General features: G+C 36.9%; 17 protein-coding genes. 12 read left to right on the top strand and 5 right to left on the bottom strand.

What is annotated here, in order from left to right; genetic code table 11:
• Window positions 1-175: 175 nt before the first annotated feature.
• The 3 genes from JOD29_RS18170 to JOD29_RS18180 all read left to right on the top strand — a co-directional run bounded on the left by JOD29_RS18170 (window position 176) and on the right by JOD29_RS18180 (window position 3,831).
• The gene (locus JOD29_RS18170) at window positions 176-2,191 is read left to right on the top strand and encodes a PKD domain-containing protein (RefSeq protein WP_124766795.1); all 2,016 of its coding nucleotides are present in this window, start codon (window positions 176-178) and stop codon (window positions 2,189-2,191) included.
• A complete protein-coding gene (locus JOD29_RS18175) occupies window positions 2,166-2,804 on the top strand; it encodes a hypothetical protein (RefSeq protein ID WP_124766796.1) in 639 nt (212 codons plus the stop codon). Before JOD29_RS18170 ends, JOD29_RS18175 begins: the two co-directional genes overlap by 26 nt.
• Before the next feature lie 289 nt (window positions 2,805-3,093).
• On the top strand, window positions 3,094-3,831 hold the full coding sequence (locus tag JOD29_RS18180) for an IclR family transcriptional regulator (protein ID WP_124766797.1): 738 nt from the start codon (window positions 3,094-3,096) through the stop codon (window positions 3,829-3,831).
• A gap of 76 nt (window positions 3,832-3,907) precedes the next feature.
• Here JOD29_RS18180 and JOD29_RS18185 read toward each other — a convergent pair whose 3' ends face one another.
• Window positions 3,908-5,545, bottom strand: coding sequence for a M20/M25/M40 family metallo-hydrolase (locus JOD29_RS18185; RefSeq protein ID WP_124766798.1), 1,638 nt, complete (start codon window positions 5,543-5,545; stop codon window positions 3,908-3,910).
• A gap of 344 nt (window positions 5,546-5,889) precedes the next feature.
• On the opposite strand from JOD29_RS18185, the gene JOD29_RS18190 reads away from it, so the two are divergent.
• From JOD29_RS18190 to JOD29_RS18220, 7 genes are all read left to right on the top strand, one after another.
• Window positions 5,890-7,662, top strand: coding sequence for a PKD domain-containing protein (locus JOD29_RS18190; RefSeq protein WP_124766799.1), 1,773 nt, complete (start codon window positions 5,890-5,892; stop codon window positions 7,660-7,662).
• Window positions 7,637-8,638 (top strand): hypothetical protein, encoded by a 1,002-nt coding sequence (locus JOD29_RS18195; protein ID WP_124766800.1) that lies wholly within the window; start codon window positions 7,637-7,639, stop codon window positions 8,636-8,638. Before JOD29_RS18190 ends, JOD29_RS18195 begins: the two co-directional genes overlap by 26 nt.
• A gap of 142 nt (window positions 8,639-8,780) precedes the next feature.
• The gene (locus JOD29_RS18200) at window positions 8,781-9,410 is read left to right on the top strand and encodes a hypothetical protein (RefSeq protein ID WP_124766801.1); all 630 of its coding nucleotides are present in this window, start codon (window positions 8,781-8,783) and stop codon (window positions 9,408-9,410) included.
• A gap of 146 nt (window positions 9,411-9,556) precedes the next feature.
• Window positions 9,557-10,498 (top strand): ATP-grasp domain-containing protein, encoded by a 942-nt coding sequence (locus tag JOD29_RS18205; protein WP_124766802.1) that lies wholly within the window; start codon window positions 9,557-9,559, stop codon window positions 10,496-10,498.
• Window positions 10,499-11,929: 1,431 nt separating this feature from the next.
• Window positions 11,930-12,511: a hypothetical protein gene (locus JOD29_RS18210; RefSeq protein ID WP_124766803.1), complete on the top strand. Its 582-nt coding sequence runs from the start codon at window positions 11,930-11,932 to the stop codon at window positions 12,509-12,511.
• A gap of 769 nt (window positions 12,512-13,280) precedes the next feature.
• Entirely contained in the window at window positions 13,281-13,511 is a 231-nt protein-coding gene (locus JOD29_RS18215) for a DUF1540 domain-containing protein (RefSeq protein WP_124766804.1), read from the top strand.
• Window positions 13,512-13,722: 211 nt separating this feature from the next.
• The gene (locus JOD29_RS18220) at window positions 13,723-13,932 is read left to right on the top strand and encodes a hypothetical protein (RefSeq protein ID WP_124766805.1); all 210 of its coding nucleotides are present in this window, start codon (window positions 13,723-13,725) and stop codon (window positions 13,930-13,932) included.
• Between the two features lie 168 nt (window positions 13,933-14,100).
• Here the strand turns inward: JOD29_RS18220 and JOD29_RS18225 are convergent, their stop codons facing one another.
• The 3 genes from JOD29_RS18225 to JOD29_RS18235 are packed head-to-tail and all read right to left on the bottom strand — an operon-like array spanning window position 14,101 to window position 16,649.
• A complete protein-coding gene (locus JOD29_RS18225) occupies window positions 14,101-15,303 on the bottom strand; it encodes a thiolase family protein (protein ID WP_124766806.1) in 1,203 nt (400 codons plus the stop codon).
• Between the two features lie 15 nt (window positions 15,304-15,318).
• Entirely contained in the window at window positions 15,319-15,966 is a 648-nt protein-coding gene (locus tag JOD29_RS18230) for a 3-oxoacid CoA-transferase subunit B (RefSeq protein WP_124766807.1), read from the bottom strand.
• Window positions 15,963-16,649 carry a CoA transferase subunit A gene (locus tag JOD29_RS18235; RefSeq protein WP_124766808.1) on the bottom strand — a complete coding sequence of 229 codons (687 nt, stop codon included), beginning with the start codon at window positions 16,647-16,649 and terminating at the stop codon, window positions 15,963-15,965. The genes JOD29_RS18230 and JOD29_RS18235 overlap by 4 nt, the downstream gene beginning before the upstream one ends.
• A 137-nt stretch (window positions 16,650-16,786) precedes the next feature.
• Between JOD29_RS18235 and JOD29_RS18240 the strand changes: the two genes are divergently transcribed.
• Together JOD29_RS18240 and JOD29_RS18245 are read left to right on the top strand one after the other, a co-directional pair.
• Window positions 16,787-17,578, top strand: a complete 792-nt coding sequence (locus tag JOD29_RS18240; RefSeq protein WP_124766809.1) for an IclR family transcriptional regulator domain-containing protein — start codon at window positions 16,787-16,789, stop codon at window positions 17,576-17,578.
• 381 nt (window positions 17,579-17,959) lie between these two features.
• Window positions 17,960-19,264: an Nramp family divalent metal transporter gene (locus JOD29_RS18245; protein WP_239585799.1), complete on the top strand. Its 1,305-nt coding sequence runs from the start codon at window positions 17,960-17,962 to the stop codon at window positions 19,262-19,264.
• 276 nt (window positions 19,265-19,540) lie between these two features.
• Here JOD29_RS18245 and JOD29_RS18250 read toward each other — a convergent pair whose 3' ends face one another.
• Complete coding sequence (locus JOD29_RS18250; RefSeq protein ID WP_124766810.1) at window positions 19,541-20,467, bottom strand: LysR family transcriptional regulator; 927 nt, start codon at window positions 20,465-20,467, stop codon at window positions 19,541-19,543.
• Between the last annotated feature and the right edge of the window lie 69 nt (window positions 20,468-20,536).

Raw genomic sequence — 20,536 nt, forward strand, 5'->3', positions numbered from 1 at the left:
ATAGGCATTTTACATACTTAATCCTCACAAAAATCCCACTGAAAATATGAATAACCTAGTACATTCGTTTAACTACCAATAAAAAAAGTTCATAGAATGTTATGAAAACAATTAATAGAGGTAGGAAATTCAATCCATAAATCTATTAGTTTATTAAATAATAAAGGAGAATTCTATGAAAGTTGGACCAATAAACGCTCTCAATGGATTTCCTCTATGGTATAAGGATCGTAATGGTCTACGGCTCATGTTGAATACAGACCCGAATGATCCATTTAACCTGATCACTACTTCAGATTTACCAAACCCAGGGCAACCTGTATCATTTCCCGACAATTTTCCGGAAGAAGCATTTTACTTTTCAGCTGAAGCGCAAATGGTAACCGGAACAGACGAAAGAGCACGTCTTGTTTTGGCTTTGGAAGCTGCATTTGTAAATGATGAACCGAAAGAAGGAGAACAAATTGTATTTGGCCGCGTACGTATTCGAGTTGCAGGACTTGTGGCAGGTGCAACCTATACCGTGACTCATCCGTATGGCCAGGATACTTTCGTTGCTGAAGATGATGGAGATGGCGGTGGAGAAATTAATTACACTCAAGATATCGGCGGCTTAAATGGTGGGAATTTTGAATTAGCAACGAGGAGTCGAATTGATCCGTTTTTACGATGGGACCCTAGTATACCTCCAGCTGCTCCTTCGGGATATATAGGTGATCCTAATACACCTCATGAAGTTATTGGAAGTGTAGTGTCAGAGAATGTATTTAGAATTGAAGGACCTGGTATTGGGATTGGTTCGCCCAATCAAGTAGGAGATAATCCTGACATGATCGAAACAAGACTGTTTAGTGTAGCTGGGAAAATATCTACCGTTTCAGGTGTTGAAACTGCACGTGCTACTTACTCACAAAGTGATGCAACGGGTGGCTATATTGATGTCTTCGCCTTTTCTGATCCTGATGTTACGCCTCAAGTAATAGAAGCAACTGCAGTTGGAGTAAATCCAACTGTTCTGGAAGGAGCAAATGGACGTTATTTTGCTCGACTAGGATTTGTTGGAGAAAGTCCGCCTAGTACTTTAACTGTTTCCAATAGGAGTGATATTCCACCAAGCGTAAGTGAAATTGAACCAGTTGATTATATTACTGCCAAAGCAAACTATGATAATGATACGAATACACTGACAATTACGGCTACATCGAGCGATACTTTCCGAAATATTACGCTTAACGTAGAGGATTACGGAGAAGGTGTGTTAGACATCCCTGTATCAAGGATTACCTTTGCAGTTCCGCCTACCGTTACGATTACATCTTCTGTAGGGGGACGTGTGACAATTCCTGTGACCATTAATGGCTCGGAAACTCCTCCAACTGGGGTCGAAGCAAATGCTGGAGACGATCAAACGGTCATAATTGGTTCAGAAGTAACACTTGATGGAAGGGGTTCATCGGGACCGATTACTGGTTATCAGTGGGTACAAATTTCAGGCACTGAAGTTGTTTTAGAGGGTGCAGATACAGTAACGCCTACTTTTATTGCGCCGAATTCCCCGACGCCTCTTGACAGTCCACTTATATTTGAGCTGACAGTATTTGGAGAAGGTGGACCTAGTATGGATTCTGTAGCAGTTGAAGTAATTAATGAAGTACCAGCACCGATTGCTAATGCAGGTCCTAATCAAACAGTTCAACAAGGTTCACTTGTTACGTTAAATGGTAGTGCTACAGGAGTAGTTACATCATTCCAATGGACGCAAGTTTCGGGTCCACAGGTAGTACTGTCCAATCCAAATTCACCGACTTCAACGTTTATTTACCCTAAATCAACTGAGCGTTTAGAATTCCAGTTAACAGCTTTTGGTCCAGGAGGAAGTGACTCGGATACAGTAGAAATTTCAACAGTTAACGATATTTTAACGATTGACCGAGTGGAATTCAGAACACGTGATTCGGAGTGGAGAATTTCAGGTACTTCTAGCGTGTCTGGACCAGGTGTGACAATTACGATTTATCTTGGGCGTACATTAAATGGTGTAATCCTCGCACAAGTACCAGTAGATGCATTAGGTGAATGGGAATACCGTGTTGAGCCATCTGCTGTGCAGCCTGACGCAACAAGAGCTATCTCGATTAAATCTAGTTCAGGGGGGACACTACTCAATGTACCTATTAATGTACGAAATTAAGAAACAGCAAAGAATGGTAAATCGTAAGTTACAAGAACTTATGAAAATGTTCGATGACTATTCTTGTGATTGCTACGAGGAAGAGCAAATTTTAATGAAAGACCTGAAAAGACAACTGTTTATTTTAGATAAGAGACTAATGGAACTAATGGATTATTGTAATTGTTCGAGAACGCCTTGTCATTGTAAGTGTCCGAAGCCTGACCCAGATCCACCAACACCACCTGTTTTGCTAGCTCCTGCATATGCATATGCCTATACAACATCTGGTGGCAATGAAGGTGGTACTGTCAGATTTGAAATTGCGACACCTCGCCATGATGATATTGAGTTAACGTCAGAAGGGTTAAAAGTTTTAAGAACAGGTCTGTACCAAATTAGCTATACGGCTACAGTAGAGGCTGGTAGTGTAACCAACACTGCAAGTTTCCGTATAGATGTAAATGATGAAATACAGGTTCAGCCATCGATTATTGAGACTACAGTTTCTCAACATTTGGCATTTACTTTATTGTTTTCGTTATTAGAGGGGGATGTAGTAAAACTCGTAGCAGACTTACCAGAGGGCTATAGATATACAAATGCAACTCTACAATTATTGCAGGTGGAGTAAATTTTAAAATATAGAAAACATGGTGAATTAATAAGTAGGAAGATAGGAACCTGTGCTGAAAATGCATGGGTTTTTTGTTGTTAACAATTTAAAAGCCTTCCAGTGATTATTCTAATAAAGTAATAGTGATGCAGGATAAGTATACTAGCTGCAAAAGCAAGAAAAATTAGCTTAAATAATTATTTATGTAAGGTATAATATTCTATATAGTGGAATTAGAAATCATATAACGGAATAGAAATTGATAAAAGTAAGTCCCCAAAAAACGTAAAAGGAAGCGGTGACTCCCGTGCAATCAATCGATCGAGCAATGAACATTATTAAAGTGTTAGCATCAAAATCTAATGAAAACTGGCTTTCCATAACCGAACTATCGAAAGAATGTGAGCTTCCAGTTAGTACAATACATCGGTTGTTAAAATCTTTAGAGGAACACGATTTAATACAACAAGACTTGAGAACAAAAGAATATGGTCTTGGTTCGATTTGGTTAGAATATGGTTTGCAAATGTATGATTCAATTGATATAACAAGCCAAATCAAAGTGGAAATGGAAGAACTGATGCGGCAAGTTAATGAAAGTATCTATTTTAATAAACCAATGGGGATGGAATCTTTAATTATTGAACGAATTGATAGTCCGGATAATCCAATTCGCTTTTTCGATAAGATTGGTTCAAGAATTCCCATGAATATTGGTGCTGCTAATAAAACGATGCTAGCTTATATGCCTTATCGAGAGACGGAAAACATTGTGAATACTTTGATTCCTGAAAATGATCGACCTGGATTTTGGGCAACACTTCACCAAGTAAAAACAAATGGTTATGCTATAAGTCGGGGGGAGCGTACTGAGGGGACGGTTGCAGTTGCGGCCCCTATTCTGAATCGTTCAGGGGAAGTTGAGGGAGCCGTTAGTATTGGCTGTGTTAGTTTTAATATAAAGGAAGAGCGATTAGAATTTCTAATAGAAAAAGTAATCAATACAGGAAAAAGGATATCTAAAAACTTAGGATATAATGGGTAAGTTTATAATAAAGAAAAGAAGCAAACAAGAAATTGTTCGCTTCTTTTTATATTGAAGAAAGTCCGGTTTATTTAGCTTAAACAGTAGTCAATTTTAGCTTTTCTTCTTCGTTTTGAAACATGTTCTTTATAACTCTTTCAAGTAGCACCGGTGTATGAACGAAGGCGCTTGTTATATGCAAGCGTTCTGAAATTTGATGTGCATCCAATCCAAATGGGCCAATATTTAGTACTGGTGCTTGTAGTTCAGCCATTTCTTTGAATGGAATCGTGTAAGCATTACCCCAAATAGGTGTGTTCTGTTCAAATGCTGTCCATCCTTCACCTTCGTCTTGATAATTTACATAACTTAAATCACTTAATCCATTAAAATAGTGGATTTGGTTCACTTGAACACCAAACTCTTCTAAGGAAACAGTCTTCATTAGCTCAATTGTTTCTTGAACTAATGTATCATCTGATGAGTTAACCGCAGGGTAGTAAGGCGGTGCGAATAATAAAATAATGGATGGAGCTAGTTCTTTGCAGCGAATCATTAAATGATCAGCAACTTTAAGTGATTTATCTCTTTCATCCCATTCTTCATTATTTAGAACCTCTTGAATTAGTTGTTCCACCTGTTCATGACCTAATTTATTTTTAGCATAATCTAAAAGTTCTTGATACCTCATGACACGTACTTCGCCAATGGCATCTATTTGTTCACGGGCACATAAGGCTTGGTAATCTTTATTACACTTGTCTGCTGCTTCTTTAGCAACTTGCTCAAACAAATTCATTACATCGCTTGCTGTTCTTTTCATCAAGAATACATTATAAAGTGCAACTGTGCGATATGGTGTTTGTGTAGAATATTGTAATTTTAAATCCTTTTGTTGTAGTGACACCGGTAAAGGAGTGTCCTCACCGCGATCCGTTTCACGGAATAATGGATTCCATTCCATTAGCTGAGTAAGGTAAGAAGCCATATAATTTGCCGTCATACCTTTTAAAGGTTCTCCTACATGTGTTTCCTTCCCGTAGAAAAGGGCAGCTGGCATAATCTTCCCAATACTTCCGCTATAAATATAGTACTTTAAGTCACCCGGTTTTTGAGTAAAAGAAGGTTCACCATTTAGGAATAACTTATACGTAAGGCCATATTCATTACGTAATGAAGTTAGAACTTCTACTGCAGCGCGCATTCCTGCAGAATTAACTTCCTCATCGGGAACTGTGATAAGGACAAGGTTGATTGGCCAGTCTTCTGAAATAGCCTTTTCAATAAGAGACATGTGAAGAACGAGTCCCATTTTCATGTCCATAGTACCGCGACCGAATAAGAATTCCCCAGATTCTAAATCTCTCCTAACGTCCTCTTTTAAGTCATGTCTACGCTCATATAACTCTTTTGTCAGAAGTTCAGGTTGAAATGCTAACGGTTGGAGATCCCCATATTCTTCAGTTTGTACCGTATCAAAATGACTAATTAATACAATGGTTTCTGTTGCTTCAGGATGTTTATAAAAAGCAGAAACAAATTTTCTACCATGATCGACGTCGTGTAGAGATAAGTAATTTGGATGTTGTTGATAATAATCTAACTCTAATAATTTTTCTTCGAGTTTAATAGGGAATGTTCGTTCTCCCTCTGTATGTGTTTGGCTATCCCAGCTGACTAATTCACATAATAATGATCGTAGTTGTTCGGGTGTATTCCATTTTAGCTTCTTCATTCTAATCACCTTTTTCTTTAATAGTAGGATACCGGAAGACTTGCATTTGTGATTTCTTTTTCATAATGTGGAAAAGTATTTTGAACAATGGAAAAACTAAATAAAATATACCATTCTAGTCATTTTCGTGTCAATAATTATCTAAATATTTCATTATTTGAATAGCTGATATGGGTGGACAGGTAACTGCGAACTTCTTTAAAGAAAAATGGGGAGGAAAACACTCCTTTACTCCTTTAACAATCATAAGTAATGTTTCATAAACTGAGTAAAGTGACTAGTTAACATAAGGGAAATTCCATCTAGCCTATCCTTACCTTGACCATAATTAAAGGAGAAATAAAATGAAGGTTGGTCCAATCAATTCGCAAAACGGTTTTCCTACTTGGTATAAAGATGAAAATGGTCTTCGGCTCATGCTGAACACAGATCCTAATGATCCTTTTTCCCGTATTACACCAAATGACTTACCTGATCCGACAAAGCCAGTTTCCTTTCCTGATAATTTTCCAAATGAGGCTTATTATTTTCTTGCAGAAGCAGAAATGAAAACGGGAATAGGCGAAAAAGCGCGGCTGGTTCTTTCGCTAGGTGCTTCTTTTATGAATGACGAACCGCAAGAGGGTGAACAGATTGTATTTGCCCATCTGAGTATTAAGGTGGCAGGGTTACAACCTGGCTGCGAGTATACTGTGACCTACCCATACGGAAATGAACGCTGTATTGCAGAGGTCAAAAGTGAAGGTGAAATGGGAGAAATAAATTTCACAAAAGAAATACTAAGTCTTCGTGATGGAGAATTCGAATTACCGCTAGATTTGAGTTGTTTTTTACGCTGGGACCCAGATGTAGAACCAGTTTCTCCTAATGGATATATCGGAGACCTAAATGAAACACATCCTGTTATTGGAAGTATTTTATATGATCAATTCGGGGAGCCACAAAATATATTTAGAATTGAAGGCCCTGATATAGGAGTAGGTTCAGTAGACTGTTCAACAACTCCAGGCCTTGATCCAAATCATTGTATTGAAACGAAACAGTTTCGACTAACAGGAAAGATCTCTACAGTGTCAGGTGTAGAAGCAACGAGAACAACTTACACACAGAGTGATGATAGTGGAGGCTATCTTGATATTTTTGCAAAATCAGATGACGAACCTCAACAAATTGAAGTGTCAGGGAGTGGAATAGAACTTGCAAAGTTAGAGGGGGAAGAAGGATTATATTATGCACGTATCTTTTACAGTAGTGGATTGCCTCCCAATACGGTATCCGTAGTAAACGTAAGCGATGAACCTCCAAGTTTTAGTGAATCAAATATAGTTGACTTTATTTTTGCAACTGCTCATTATGATGGAGAAACTAACATCCTTACTGTGACAGGGTCATCTAGTGATACTGTATATCCAATTTCTCTAAAGGTTGCAGACTTTGGGCAGGGAGATATCTTAATACCTGAAGATGGAGTTTTAGCAATTAGAACTATTAGTATTCCACCAGCAATTACAGTGATTTCTTCTAGAGGTGGAAGTACAACTGTACCAGTAGTTGTTCGTGGCATAGTTCCCCCAACTGATCCTGTGGAAGCCCATGCAAACATAAAAGGAGAAGTGGAGATCTCATCAAGAGTCATATTAGATGGTACAGATTCAACAGGTGATATTACGTCTTATCAATGGAGACAAATTTCAGGTCCTCCGGTTAAATTATTTAACACCAATCAACCGATGCTTGTCTTTACATTTCCAGATTATTTCGCAAGTCTTTGGTTTGAGCTAACTGTGAAAGGCAAAAACAGCACTTCGACTGATACGGTGAAAGTTGAGCCAGTTCCAGACTCCTTAACGGTGACGCGCGCTGAGTATCGAACAGAAGTTTCTCATTGGAAGGTGTCAGGTACTTCTACTATGGAGGGACCTGGTATAACTGTGACCATTTTTATCGGAGACACATTAAGTGGGTTCGTCCTGTCTGAAGTAGATATCGATGATGCTGGGGACTGGGCTTATGAAATTGATTATTCCCGAAAAGAACCAGATGATTCGAGAGCTATTTCGATTCAATCGAGTGCAGGGGGTGTCCTACGAAATGTACCAATCTATGTCCGAGATTAAAAAGCAACAACGCATCATTAATCGTAAAATCAAAAAATTAATGGAGTTACATGAGGAGCAATGTTTACAGTGTGCGGATGGTGACAGCGAATTAATGGAGGACCTAAAAAGCCAAATCTATTATTTAAACCGCAAACTTAAGAAACTATTAGAAATACAAGAAAGACACAATCAATATTGGCCAAATGACGACGATCAGAAACAGCACGATTCTAAATCAGAAGAAAAGAAGGATCATGAGGATAAAAAAGAACATAAAGAGGAAGAGACAAAACTAGAATTAGAATCTAGCTCAAAAACTGAATCAAGCCCTAAAATGGAGTCAAGTTCAAAATCCGAGTCAAATCCAAACATGGAATCGTGTTTGAAGGCAGAGTCGAGCTCAAAGTCAGAATCCAGTTCGGAAATGGATTCGTGCTCTAAAATAGAATTAAGCACAAAACCAGAACTTGAATTGAAACCAGTGCCAGATATTGCTCTTAAGCCAGCCATTGAACTGAAGGATGAAGAATATAATGGGGACGGTCATCCTCACGACCATTCACACAATCATTCACACGATCATCCAAAACCAGAACCACCTCAGAGTAATCATCATCAATTATTTGGCTTTGCCTATACACAAAAAGGTAGCGATAAAGGTGGTATCGTCAAATTTCAAATTGCTGGACCTCTACATGAAGATGTGTCACTAACATCTAAAGGGTTAAAAGTGAATAAATCGGGAGTTTATCAAATCAATTATTCGGTTGCTTTACATGCGATGGTTCAAACAAACATTCCGGCTAGTTTTGAACTACAGGTAAATGATTCAATTAGCATTGCAGCTTCGTTGACACAATCATCAATTTCCGGTCCGCTGTCCATTTCAGTGTTATTCTCCCTATTAAGAGGAGATGTCGTAGAGCTAGTAGCACAACTTCCAGCTGGAGTAGTCTACACGTCGGCCAATTTACAGATATTACAGGTAGGGTAGAGTATGAAGTTAATACAAGTTAATTATAAGGAGGCGATTCAAAAATTTGGATTGTCTCCTTTCTTATGTGTGAAAACTGTTTATAACTTGCACGTTGCGGAATATTAATAGAAGATTATTGTAACAAAAAGGGGAGTAAAATATGACAGTACTTAACAAACTAGCGAGTCAACTTCAGTCTAGAGAAGAACAACCAAATATCGAACTTGCCCATGAACTGGTGAATAGCCACAACTTAGAGGGGATACGTGAAGTAATAGAAAATTTAGCTAATAAAGATAAAAAGATTCAACAAGATTGCATTAAAGTTGCCTATGAAATTGGTGAGCTGAATCCGGAATTTATTTGTGAGCATGCACAAATTTTTATTGATTTACTTAAGAGTCGAAATAATAGAATGGTTTGGGGTGCCATGCAAGCTCTTGCCATCATTGCTCCACTAACACCTGATATATTAATGGAAAATTTAAAAACGATTCTTTCTGCGATTAAAGTAGGATCAGTCATCACAGTGGATAAGGGAATACTAACACTTGCAAAATTAGCAGCGGTAAATAAAGAAAATAATGAAATAATCTTTCCATATTTACTCGAGCATTTAAAAAGCTGTAGATCGAAAGAAGTTCCGCAGCATGCAGAAAGTACATTAATAGCCGTAACGAATGTAAATAAGGAGCCATTCCTAATTGTTTTACGAAAAAGAGAATCTTCCCTAACAGAACCACAATTAAAAAGAGTGAAAAGGATTTATAGACAATTAGGGGTAAATTGAAGGGGATATTGATTAGGAAGCGTAAAGTTGATGTGTATTGACTTGATAATAGCCAATAATATAAAGTGGTTTTGTAGGTTATTAAATAGCCAATTGTAGTTATGAAAAGAATTAAAGATAAAGTTTAAATAGAGGAGCTTCCAAGAATGACAAAAAAAATCTATGTAATCCATGAAAATGATGATTGGACAGTACATCTAACAAAGAGATTAGAAGAGTTAAATTTACCTTATGAAACATGGCATTTAGATCAAGGCATTGTGAACTTAAACGAAGCTCCACCAGAAGGCGTATTTTATAACCGTATGAGTGCTTCATCACATACACGTAACCACCGTTATGCGCCCGAATTAACAGGTGCTGTTATTGATTGGTTGGAATTCCACGGAAAGCGTGTATTAAATGGGAGCAATGCACTTCGCCTTGAATTAAGTAAAGTGAAACAATATACGCAATTAGAGAAGTATGGCATCCGCGTTCCGAAAACAGTCGCAGCAGTTGGAAAAGAACAAATAGTAGAAGCTGCAAAAGCATTAAATATCGTTCCTTTCATCACAAAACATAATCGTGCTGGAAAAGGGTTAGGGGTCCAATTATTCTATTCTCTAGAAGCTTTACAAGAACATTTAGATAGCCCGAACTTTGAAGAACCAGTTGATGGCATCACACTTGTACAACAATATATAAAATCACCAGACCAATCCATTACGCGAAATGAGTTTGTTGGTGGTGAGTATGTTTATTCTGTACGAGTTGATACATCGGAAGGCTTTGAGTTATGTCCGGCAGATGCATGTCAAATTGGAGATTTGTTCTGCCCAGTTGGTGAAGAACCAAAAGATCAAATGAAATTTAGAATTGTCGAAAATCCTCATACAGAATTGATTGAGAAATATCAAAAATTCCTTAAAGAAAACGGCATAGATGTGGCGGGCATTGAATTTGTGGTTGATGAAGAGGGCACTGTGTATACATACGATGTTAACACAAACACGAACTACAACTCCGACGCCGAAGAATTAGCGCAGCAATTCGGAATGCTAGAGCTTGCCAAATTGTTAGGAAGAGAATTAGAAAACTTAAAATAAACTTGAGGGTTAGTAATTAGGTGAGACAAAAGTATATATTGTAGGGTTTATTGAGCCCAATAGTATACTTGGGAATTAGGGCAAACAGAGAAAGTGTCCTCGAATCGAAAATCAGCTTTAATTAAAACGTCATTTTCTTAAAAGGGAAATGGCGTTTTTGTTTTGGTCTAACTCCTATTTATGAATGTCAAAACCAGGGCTTGTTGATAGAAAATTAATCAAGCAAAATGTGGATAAGATTTTTGCTTTGCTAGTTGAAACGTTTTTAATTGTGGATAAAAAAACGAAGATACAATGATTTTTAGGGTTTTCTATCGAGATCCAAGTGGATGATGTGGATGAAGATGTGTATATCTTGGATATGTGGATAATAATTTTGATAATTCCGAAAGAAATTCATATTTCTGTGGATAAAAAAAGATAAATACCTGAAGTAGCAAGACTGTTTGTGGATAAATAAATATCGGAGCGAGAATTGTACTAACTGATGTGGACAGGTCGGTGGATACGGTATCCTTTAAAGGATATTCCGATTAACTGGTTAAAAATTTAAGATGAAGGAAAACTATAGTCTATCTAGTTCGAAAAATTTACTTTAGGGTAAAGGTTATGCCCCAGCTAAAACAATTCCCTACAGAAGCCACCTCCTTTTGTTGAGCTTGGTCCAATTAAAGTATTTCCTGCGGATAAAAAACGTCTACTCATTCCATTGAAATGAATAGACGTTTAATTAATTGATGATGGTCGCTAGTGAGATGAAAAAGCGAACATTTTTAATACTAATTGAAAGTATGATTGAATACAAGGGTTGTTTAGCGTAAACCCAAATTTAAAAGTATTATAATAAATCAATCAATTTAAAAGAATTGTAGTTGAATAGTCAACTTTCAATTCTTGAAGGGCCTGTTATTTCTCGATATGTATTAAGAAGTTGTAAAGATTACAGCTTGTATGTATTTTATGTTTACAGTGAATAACTTCCTCGACATTTTGTGATGTATTTTATTTATTTAAAGAGTTTTCAGATTCAGAATCATACAGTCAGTGACATTTAACATCAGTATTCGAGCGTTCAACGACATAATACTTACTGTTTCTTACTGGAATTTGAAAATATTTCCCGAGAAATGTTTAAACTTGCGAAAATAGTGTATGAGTAAACCTTAATGATGTGTTGAGTAGGGGAAACGATGAAAAATGATTGGCTAATAATTGATGAGATGGTTAATAAAGCGAAATGGGTAAATATGGTTCTAATCTGCGTTAAAGGCACTATATTACTTGAAAATTTAAAAATTAAGAGGATATTATTCATATTACCTCAATAAAAAAATTATATTGTTTTAAGAATAAAAGTATGAAAAGGATTTTTGTTTAGGCAAGGCCACAAGTTAATCTCCTTAATTAGAAGCAGGGAAAGGGGGGGAAGTGATGGCAGAATTAGAACAAAAATGTTTAATTATTACACCAAGCAATAAAAAACTAAGAGAGTCCTTAGAAGGTCTTATGATCAGTGTCATTGAACCAACTTTAGTTGAAATTGGGTTTCAAAAGCGGAATATTGATGTAACCCATAGAATGATTGAAAAGAAGACCATTAGTGCAAATATAATTACAAGAATTATAGAAGATGCCCTTTGTATTGTGAATTTGACGGGGTTAGACCCTTTTGTAATGTACAAACTTGCACTTAGACACGCCACCTCCAAACCTGTTGTGGTCCTTGCTGAAGAAGGGACGAATCTTCCTATTGAACTGAAAGATGAACAAACAATTTTCTACGAGAATACAATTTTAGGTGCAGTGAAACTAAAGTCTTCTTTAAAGGATATTCTTATTTCAATTTTCCATCTTTCTGAATATACACCAAGTAACCCGATATTTAACCTTTTTAAAGATCAGGCGCTGCTTGCTAAGCTTCGCGCCGATGAGGAAGAAGAAAACGAAATGGACGTCCTTATCAGAAAAATATACGATATTGATAAAAAACTGAAAAGATTGCTCGATGAATGATGAATCCCACTTGAAAGAGGAGCTTGGGAGCCTTCTTGTAAAAAAGTTAAACAATCATGTATAATAAGATTCATATAAGAGTAATTTAAAAGGTGACTACTTGATGTTGCACCATCAAGCAGCCTAATATAATCGTAGGTCCCATCAAGGGGATCGCAAATGAATAGGATCAACCCATCAGAGCGCCAACTCAAGGATGGGTTATTTTTTTTGGCTAAAAGATAGAATCGACACAATTAACGCTGCAAAGGAAACAGTAAACATTAATGTCTGATACACTGACAAAGCATCACCCCCTTTCAAAATCGGACAACACGACATGACTCGCAACTTGTCCTCGGGTCCGTAAAAACGGGAGTGAGCATACCACCCTTGAGCTACCTAGACGATTATAACTTAGATTATAGCACATACGTTCGTATTTTGAAGGGTAGAAGGTTTTATTTTATAGAAAAAACAAGAGGAAGATTTGCACTACTTCAATGAGCTGAATTGTAAAACATAGCTAAGATGATGTAAAAAAAATAATTATCTTTCTTTTATTTATTGTTTACTTATTTAAAATTTGGTCTGTATTTTTGTGATCAAATAATAGACCGAAAATACAATTGCATAAAGTTTTTATCTCATGAATTAGTATGTAATTAAAAAAGAAAGTTATAAGAAGCAAAATAATTTACTCTATATTGGGCACAATATCGTTGAAGAATTCAGAAGAAACCATGTGCCTTTTCTGTATTTTTCAAGACAATCGATGAGGAGGATGGCTATGCCAAATGTAGAAGTAAACTGTGCTGTATCGAACTGTTTTTTCCATAAAGAAGGAAATTTATGTGGAGCTGAAAAAATTCAAGTAGATATGGATTACCACTCCAAAAACAAAGCTACAGAGTTTGCTTCAGATTTTGAATTCGATATGATTTCAGAACATGCAAATGACTCAACAGACACTTGCTGTAAAACGTTTAAACCTCACAAAGAGGGCGGACGTAAGAAATAATCTGAAGTGATCGAATAAAAGAATAGCTGTCCAAAACATTGAGAGGTTGGGACTAAAAGGGTAAACCTTTTAGTCCTTTTTTATTTGAAGTGAAAAATTTTAAAATAAAACGGTGATATTTGTGCAAACTATATATGAAGATGATCGAAAGGGTAATGAAAAATACTCTTTCGATTCTCTTCATTACAAATCAATGAGGAGGATGGCACTGATGTCAAAATTCGACGTGAACAAACCTAGTTCCAATTATTATGGAAATGTTTATGGAGTTGAAAGATATCAAGGTCAACGCCTTCGTCACTCCAACAACAATGATGTTGAATTTGGTGATGAGTTTGATGTGAATCAAAATTCAGAGCAGGTGAACAATTCTGCACGTGATTCCAGAAAGCCTGTAAGTGAACGAACTGCATGGAATTAGTTGAATAATGACAAGCTGTTCAAATCATTGAATTGTTGGGGCTAAAGAGGTAACTCTTTAGTCCTTTTTCTAATAAACCAGGCAAAAAAGGGAATAGAAAAAGCCGATCGACCACACAAATGGTGATACAAGATCGACTTTAAAGATATGCAAATTTATTAGCGGTTTTTAAGATTGCACGTAATCCATATTCTCAACAATCGTTGAAATACCTAACCCACCTGCAATACATAGTGTGACTAAGCCATAACGTTTATTTGTTCGTTTCAATTCATGGATAAGTTTTGTCATTAAAATGGCTCCCGTTGCACCAATTGGATGACCAAGGGCAATTGCGCCTCCGTTAGGATTTACTTTATCAACATCTAATCCGAGTTCCTGAATACATGCAATACTTTGAGCAGCAAATGCTTCATTTAGTTCAATAATATCTAAGTCTTCAACTGTTAGATTGGCTTGAGCTAGTGCTTTTCTTGTAGCTAAAACAGGGCCTAATCCCATCAACGTTGGGTCACATCCAGATGCTGCTTGACTAATAACACGGACTGCCGGAGTAAGGCCTAAAGCTAGAGCCTTTTCTTCGCTCATTACTAATACCGCTGCCGCACCGTCATTTCGGCCACTACTATTTCCAGCAGTAACCGTACCACCTTCTTTAAAGACAGGCTTAAGTTTTGCTAATGTTTCAACTGCAGAAAGACGAGGATGTTCATCTTGTTCAAAATTGATTTCAGATTTTTTTTGTTTTACGGTATAAGGAATGATCTGTTCTTTAAAATATCCCTTTTCAATTGCATTTGCGCATTTTTCTTGTGAGGCATGTGCAAATTCATCTTGTGCTTGTCTAGAAATCTCGTATTTTTCTACTAGATTTTCTGCAGTCCAGCCCATCGTAATATCACCATACTGTTCATAGGGCTGTGAACCTGCTTGACTCGCAACATTCGGATCTTTAAATTGAACATTACCGGCACCAACACCGAATCGCATACCATTTACATAATAGGGTGCTGTACTCATTGATTCTGTACCACCCGCAATAATTACGTCACCGAGGCCTGCTTGTATCTGCTGTACTGCATTATTAATGGCTTGTAGTCCAGACCCACATTGACGATGTACCGTATAAGAGGGGATATGGAACGGAAAGTCGGCACGTAAAGAAGCTACACGAGCTACATTGGAAAGGTCCGCACTTTGTTTCGCTTGGCCTAAAATGATTTCATCTACCGCTTCTTTTTCGATTCCTGTTCGTTCAATTAATGCCTCTAATACGGTAGCTGCAAGATGGTCTGCTTGCTCATTGATTAATGTACCGCCTAGCTTACCAATCGCAAGACGAACTGCATCTACTATGACAACATTCTTCATGTAATCTTCCTCCTCTTATAATTGCACGATAAAACTAGCTTCTGTTTTTTGTTGTACCTCTTCTAAAGTGGCGCCATTCATTAGCTCAATTAAATATAATGTTCCATTGATTACTTTAAATACTGCCAATTCGGTAACGATCATATCGACTTGTCGGATCGATGTGATTGGGTAAGTACATTTTTTTAATAGTTTACTTGAACCATCTTTTGACGTATGGCTCATTGTAACAATTACTTTCTTAGCCCCAACTAATAAATCCATTGCGCCACCAACACCGATAATGTTTTTACCAGGAACAGCCCAATTGGCAATAACACCTGTTTCATCGACTTGTAGGGCACCTAAAATAGCATAATCGACATGACCACCACGAATCATTGCAAATGACGCAGCACTGTCAAAAAATGAAGCACCGATCGCTTCACCAACTGGTAATTTTCCGGCGTTCACTAGGTTAGGATCAATATCTTCTTCGTTTACGTCTGTAACGCCAAGTAAACCATTTTCTGTATGTAGGGCAATTGATGAATCTTCTACATACTGTGCAACTAAAGTTGGAATACCAATCCCGAGATTCACAATGCTTGATGCTTCAATTTCTTTTGCAACACGTGCTGCAATCGAATGTTGGACTTGTTCTTTTGATAATACTAGAGTCATCTGCTGACCACTCCTTCTTTAGTTAGTACTTGCTGTGCTTCAATAATGGCGTCTACAAATAAATGGGATGTAACGATTGCTTCGGGGTCAAGTTCACCAGGTTCTACAATCTCATCTACTTCAGCAATGACATAATCTGCAGCCATGGCCATTAATGGATTAAAATTGCGTGCTGTTTTGTAATACACTAAATTGCCGAGCGTATCTGCTTTATGTGCACGAATGAGGGCAACTTGACCACGAATAGGTTTTTCAAGAACGTATAGTTCGCCATCGATTTCACGTTGCTCTTTTCCTTCTGCTAATTGAGTACCTGCAGCTGTTTTTGTATAAAAGCCACCTATTCCTGCGCCACCTGCACGCAATGCCTCGGATAAAGTACCTTGTGGAAGTAAAGTTAGCTGGATCTCCCCACGGTGATAGAATTCCCCAACATCTCTGTTACTTGTAAAATAAGAACCAATCGCGTGTTTAATTTTATGTTGATTTAGTAGTAAGCCAAGTCCTTTTCCTGATTCGCCTAAATTGTTAGAAACAATAGATAAATCTTTAACGTCTTTATTTGTTAGCCCATCAATTAGAGTTAGTGGGGCACCAATTAATCCAAAGCCACCTACAAGCACTTGATCGCCATCTTTAATTGGTGATAGCGCATCCTCTGTTGTCTTTTTGATTTTTGACATATAAAATCCCTACCCTTAGTTAAATCTATTTTGTGTTTTTAAATTAATTTGATTGCATAATCAATAGTAATATTGTACGCTATGTGTACAAATGTACATTATGTGTACACTAGTATCTTACGGGGAGAAGTTTATTGATGTCAAACATAAATTCAGAAAATTTCAAAGAAAGTAAAGACTATGTTCAATCCATTGATCGGATGTTCCAAATTTTAAGAACGTTTAGTGTGGAAAGACAATCCCTAACAACAAGTGAAATTGCACAATTGACTGATTTAAGTCGACCAACAGTGCGAAGGATTTTATTAACATTAGAACATTTAGGGTATGTTAAATCTGTTCATGGGGCCTATTCATTGACGGCAAAAATGATTGAACTAAGTGCCGTATTCCTTTCTTCTCAAGTATCCACATGGCAAATGGCACAGCCGTTTATGGAATCCTTAGTTGAAGTAACCGGGGAGTCAAGCTCAATTTCTGTTTTAGATGGCGATATGATTACGTATGTTGCGAGGGTTTCAAAAAAAAGAATCATGTCCACCAATTTAGAAGTAGGATCTCGTTTACCAGCATTTTCAACTTCTATGGGCCAAGTATTACTTGCTCATTTACCTGATGATGAATTAAAAGAACGTTTAAATAATATAGAGCTTCAAAAATTTAATGAAAACACAATTGTGGATAAACAAAAATTATATGAAGTGTTACTGGGCATCAGAGAAAAAGGATGGGGAGGAGTAGATCAACAGTTAGAAAACGGTGTTCGATCGGTTGCCGTACCGATTCGTAAACCTAACGGAGAAGTCATTGCAGCCATTAATTGTTCTGTCCATGCTGGACGTGTTTCAAAAGAGCAATTACAAGAAGAATTTTTGCCGAAGCTTCAAGAAGTAGCAAAGCTTATTGAGAATATTGTAACGTTTCGTTAATATTACACGAAAACCCTAGGTGAAGTGAAAATACTACAAAATGAAAAACGCAAGGATGTTGTTAAATCAACAGTCTTGCGTTTTTTATATAGGCCAAGACCCAATTTAGTCAAAGGATCAATTGAGAAGAAGAAAGGGATGAGAAGTTTCTGAAAAACATTTATTAATGAAATCTATCAAAGGGGATAGACCCTCTAAATCTATTATAGTACAGGGATTTAATTATCTTTGGAAATGTGAAAAAATGGCTGATTAGTACTAAAAATTGGTGGAATTTTTAGAAAAGTCTTGTTATTCGACAACGTTATTGGTATCTTTATATTATGAAAAAAACGTATTTCGTACGTTTGTACGTAATGCGTACATTAAGGGAGGGGTCAAATGGAAACGCATACAAAGGATCAAGTAGCAGCAACAACTTTAGATGCAACGCCCAATTTATTAACACCGCCATCAACAATGGCTGAAAAACTTAAAATGGTTGGACCGGGGATTGTAGTAGCAGCAACTGGTGTAGGTACTGCGGACTTAATTACATCAATTGTAATCGGTACACAATTTGGGATGACATTTATATGGGCAATTATCGTGGGTTCGATACTAAAGTACTTCTTAAATGAAGGAGTTGGCAGATGGCATTTAGCCTCAGAGCGTACAATGGTACAAGGGTGGCAACAGCTTGGTAAATGGGCTACTGGCTATTTTGGGGTATATTCGATCATTTGGGGCTTTGTTTATGGAGCAACTGCCGCATCCACATCCGCAATGGGTATGTATGCAATGTTCCCGATTATGCCGGTGTGGGCATGGGCAATCGTTCATGGTGTTGCAGGATTTTTACTTGTTTGGTTTGGTAAGTACCAATTATTCGAAAAAGTAATGACCGTATTAATTGGTGTAATGTTTGTTACCATTATCGGGACAGCATTTTTATTCTTACCAAGCATTGGAGAATTTATGGGTGGCTTCGTTCCACGAGTTCCTGATGGTTCATTTATGTTAATGATGGGGTTAATTGGTGGAGTAGGTGGAACAATTACAATGGCTTCCTACGGTTACTGGTTAGCTGAAAAGAAATGGACAGGCCCAAAATGGGTTTCGACAATGCGTATTGATATAAAAGTAGCTTATATTTTAACTTGTATCTTTACAATTGCAGGTTTAATCATCGGTGCTCAATTCTTATTCGGTACTGGGGTTAACTTACGAGGAGATCAAGGACTTATTGATTTAGCGGCATTATTAGGTCAAGAATTTGGTACTCCGATGAAATGGGTATTCTTAATTGCCTTTTGGTCGGCAGCATTTTCTTCCTTATTAGGTGTTTGGAATGGGGTTCCATACCTATTTGCAGACTTTGTACAAACAATGCGCCAAAAGAAAGATGAGCCACGTAGAATAGTACAAGAAACAGATAAATCATATCGTTTCTATTTAGCTTGGTTAACATTCCCACCAATGATTTTATTCTACTTTGGTAAACCGGTAGAACTAGTTATTATCTATGGTGCACTTGGCTCATTATTCATGCCATTCCTAGCAATTTCTCTATTAATCTTATTAAATTCTAAGAGAGTTAGTCAGCCATTACGTAATAAAGCGCTACCGAATATTGTATTAGTGGCATGTTTGGCAATGTTTGCTTACTTAGGTATCAATGAATTAGTGGATATTTTGTTTAAGTAAAACACAATTCATAGAATTACAATTATTACCAATAATTTAACGGTTGTAAAAGTGTTAATTTATATGATTTGCCCCCTAAAGAAGACAGATTAGAAATGAAAATCTGTTACTTTAAGGGGCATTTTATTGTCTGAAAGATCCTTTTCGTTGGAGTAAAATTAATAAATTTAAATGAGTATTTCAACTTAAAGGGGAAAAGGAGTCCTTAGTTTGCTCGTATCAAAGCTCTACAACAGACTACATAATTGGGGTTTAGTGGGGAATTACCCTGTGACCTTACTCTTTAACTCTTTTCTTTAATGAGATAGTCGTTCTTTCTGAAAACGTATATGTGTTTAAAAACTCTTTAAATATCATTACGGGTTTTGAATGGATTTGAGAACGGTTTATGATGTAGTGGAAACTATTTTTATTTTCAAAATCCATTAAATTGATAGCTCCCAGTGTCCCAGCATGAATTTCACTTTTGACAATTGATTCTGATAGATAAGAGATTCCTAACCCGAGCGCAACAGATTCTTTAATTGTTTGGGAGCTTCCGAAGCTCATGATTCTTTTTGGAGAAATCCCTAGTTGTGAAAAGAACCGGTCTGTCATTTCTCTTGTTCCTGAACCCACTTCCCGAATAATCCACGTTTCTGCTTCTAACATCGTTCTATCCACTTTATTGCTTTTCAAAATGGGATGGTCTGGCCTTGTAATCATAACCAAATCATCTTCGTAAAAGGGGAAAATCTCGGTATCTAAGTCGCCAACTTCCGACTGTACAATAAATGCAATATCTAATTCCTGATTATGAATTTGTTCTACGATTGCTTTAGAATTTTGTATCGTGATCTCAGGGATGATACTTGGATATCGTTTACTAAAAGCATAAATAATGCTAGGGAGAAAATACTCTCCGAATGTGTAAGCAGCTCCAATCGAAAGTGAAGTATTAGTTGAAGGCTCCAATTCAGCCAGTAAATATTTGATTTGGTCATATTTCAGCAGTATTTCTTTTGCTTGAGTGTAAACAAGCTGGCCTGCTGTTGTTAATTGAACATATTTATTGTTTCGGTCAAATAGTGTCGTTTCTAATTTTTTTTCTAAATTCTTAATACTAAGACTTACAGCGGATGGAGTGATATGGAGCAATTGAGCAGCTCTTGTAAAGCTTTTTTGTTCTGCAGTTGTGACGAAGATTTCTAATTTGTGATCCATAACTACCTCTCAATGTTAAGTTTTTTTAATCATCATATTAAATATAATTAATTTTACTTTACATCATAT

Source organism: Lysinibacillus composti (genome assembly GCF_016908465.1).
In the GTDB taxonomy this organism is placed as follows: Bacteria; Bacillota; Bacilli; order Bacillales_A; family Planococcaceae; genus Ureibacillus; species Ureibacillus composti_A.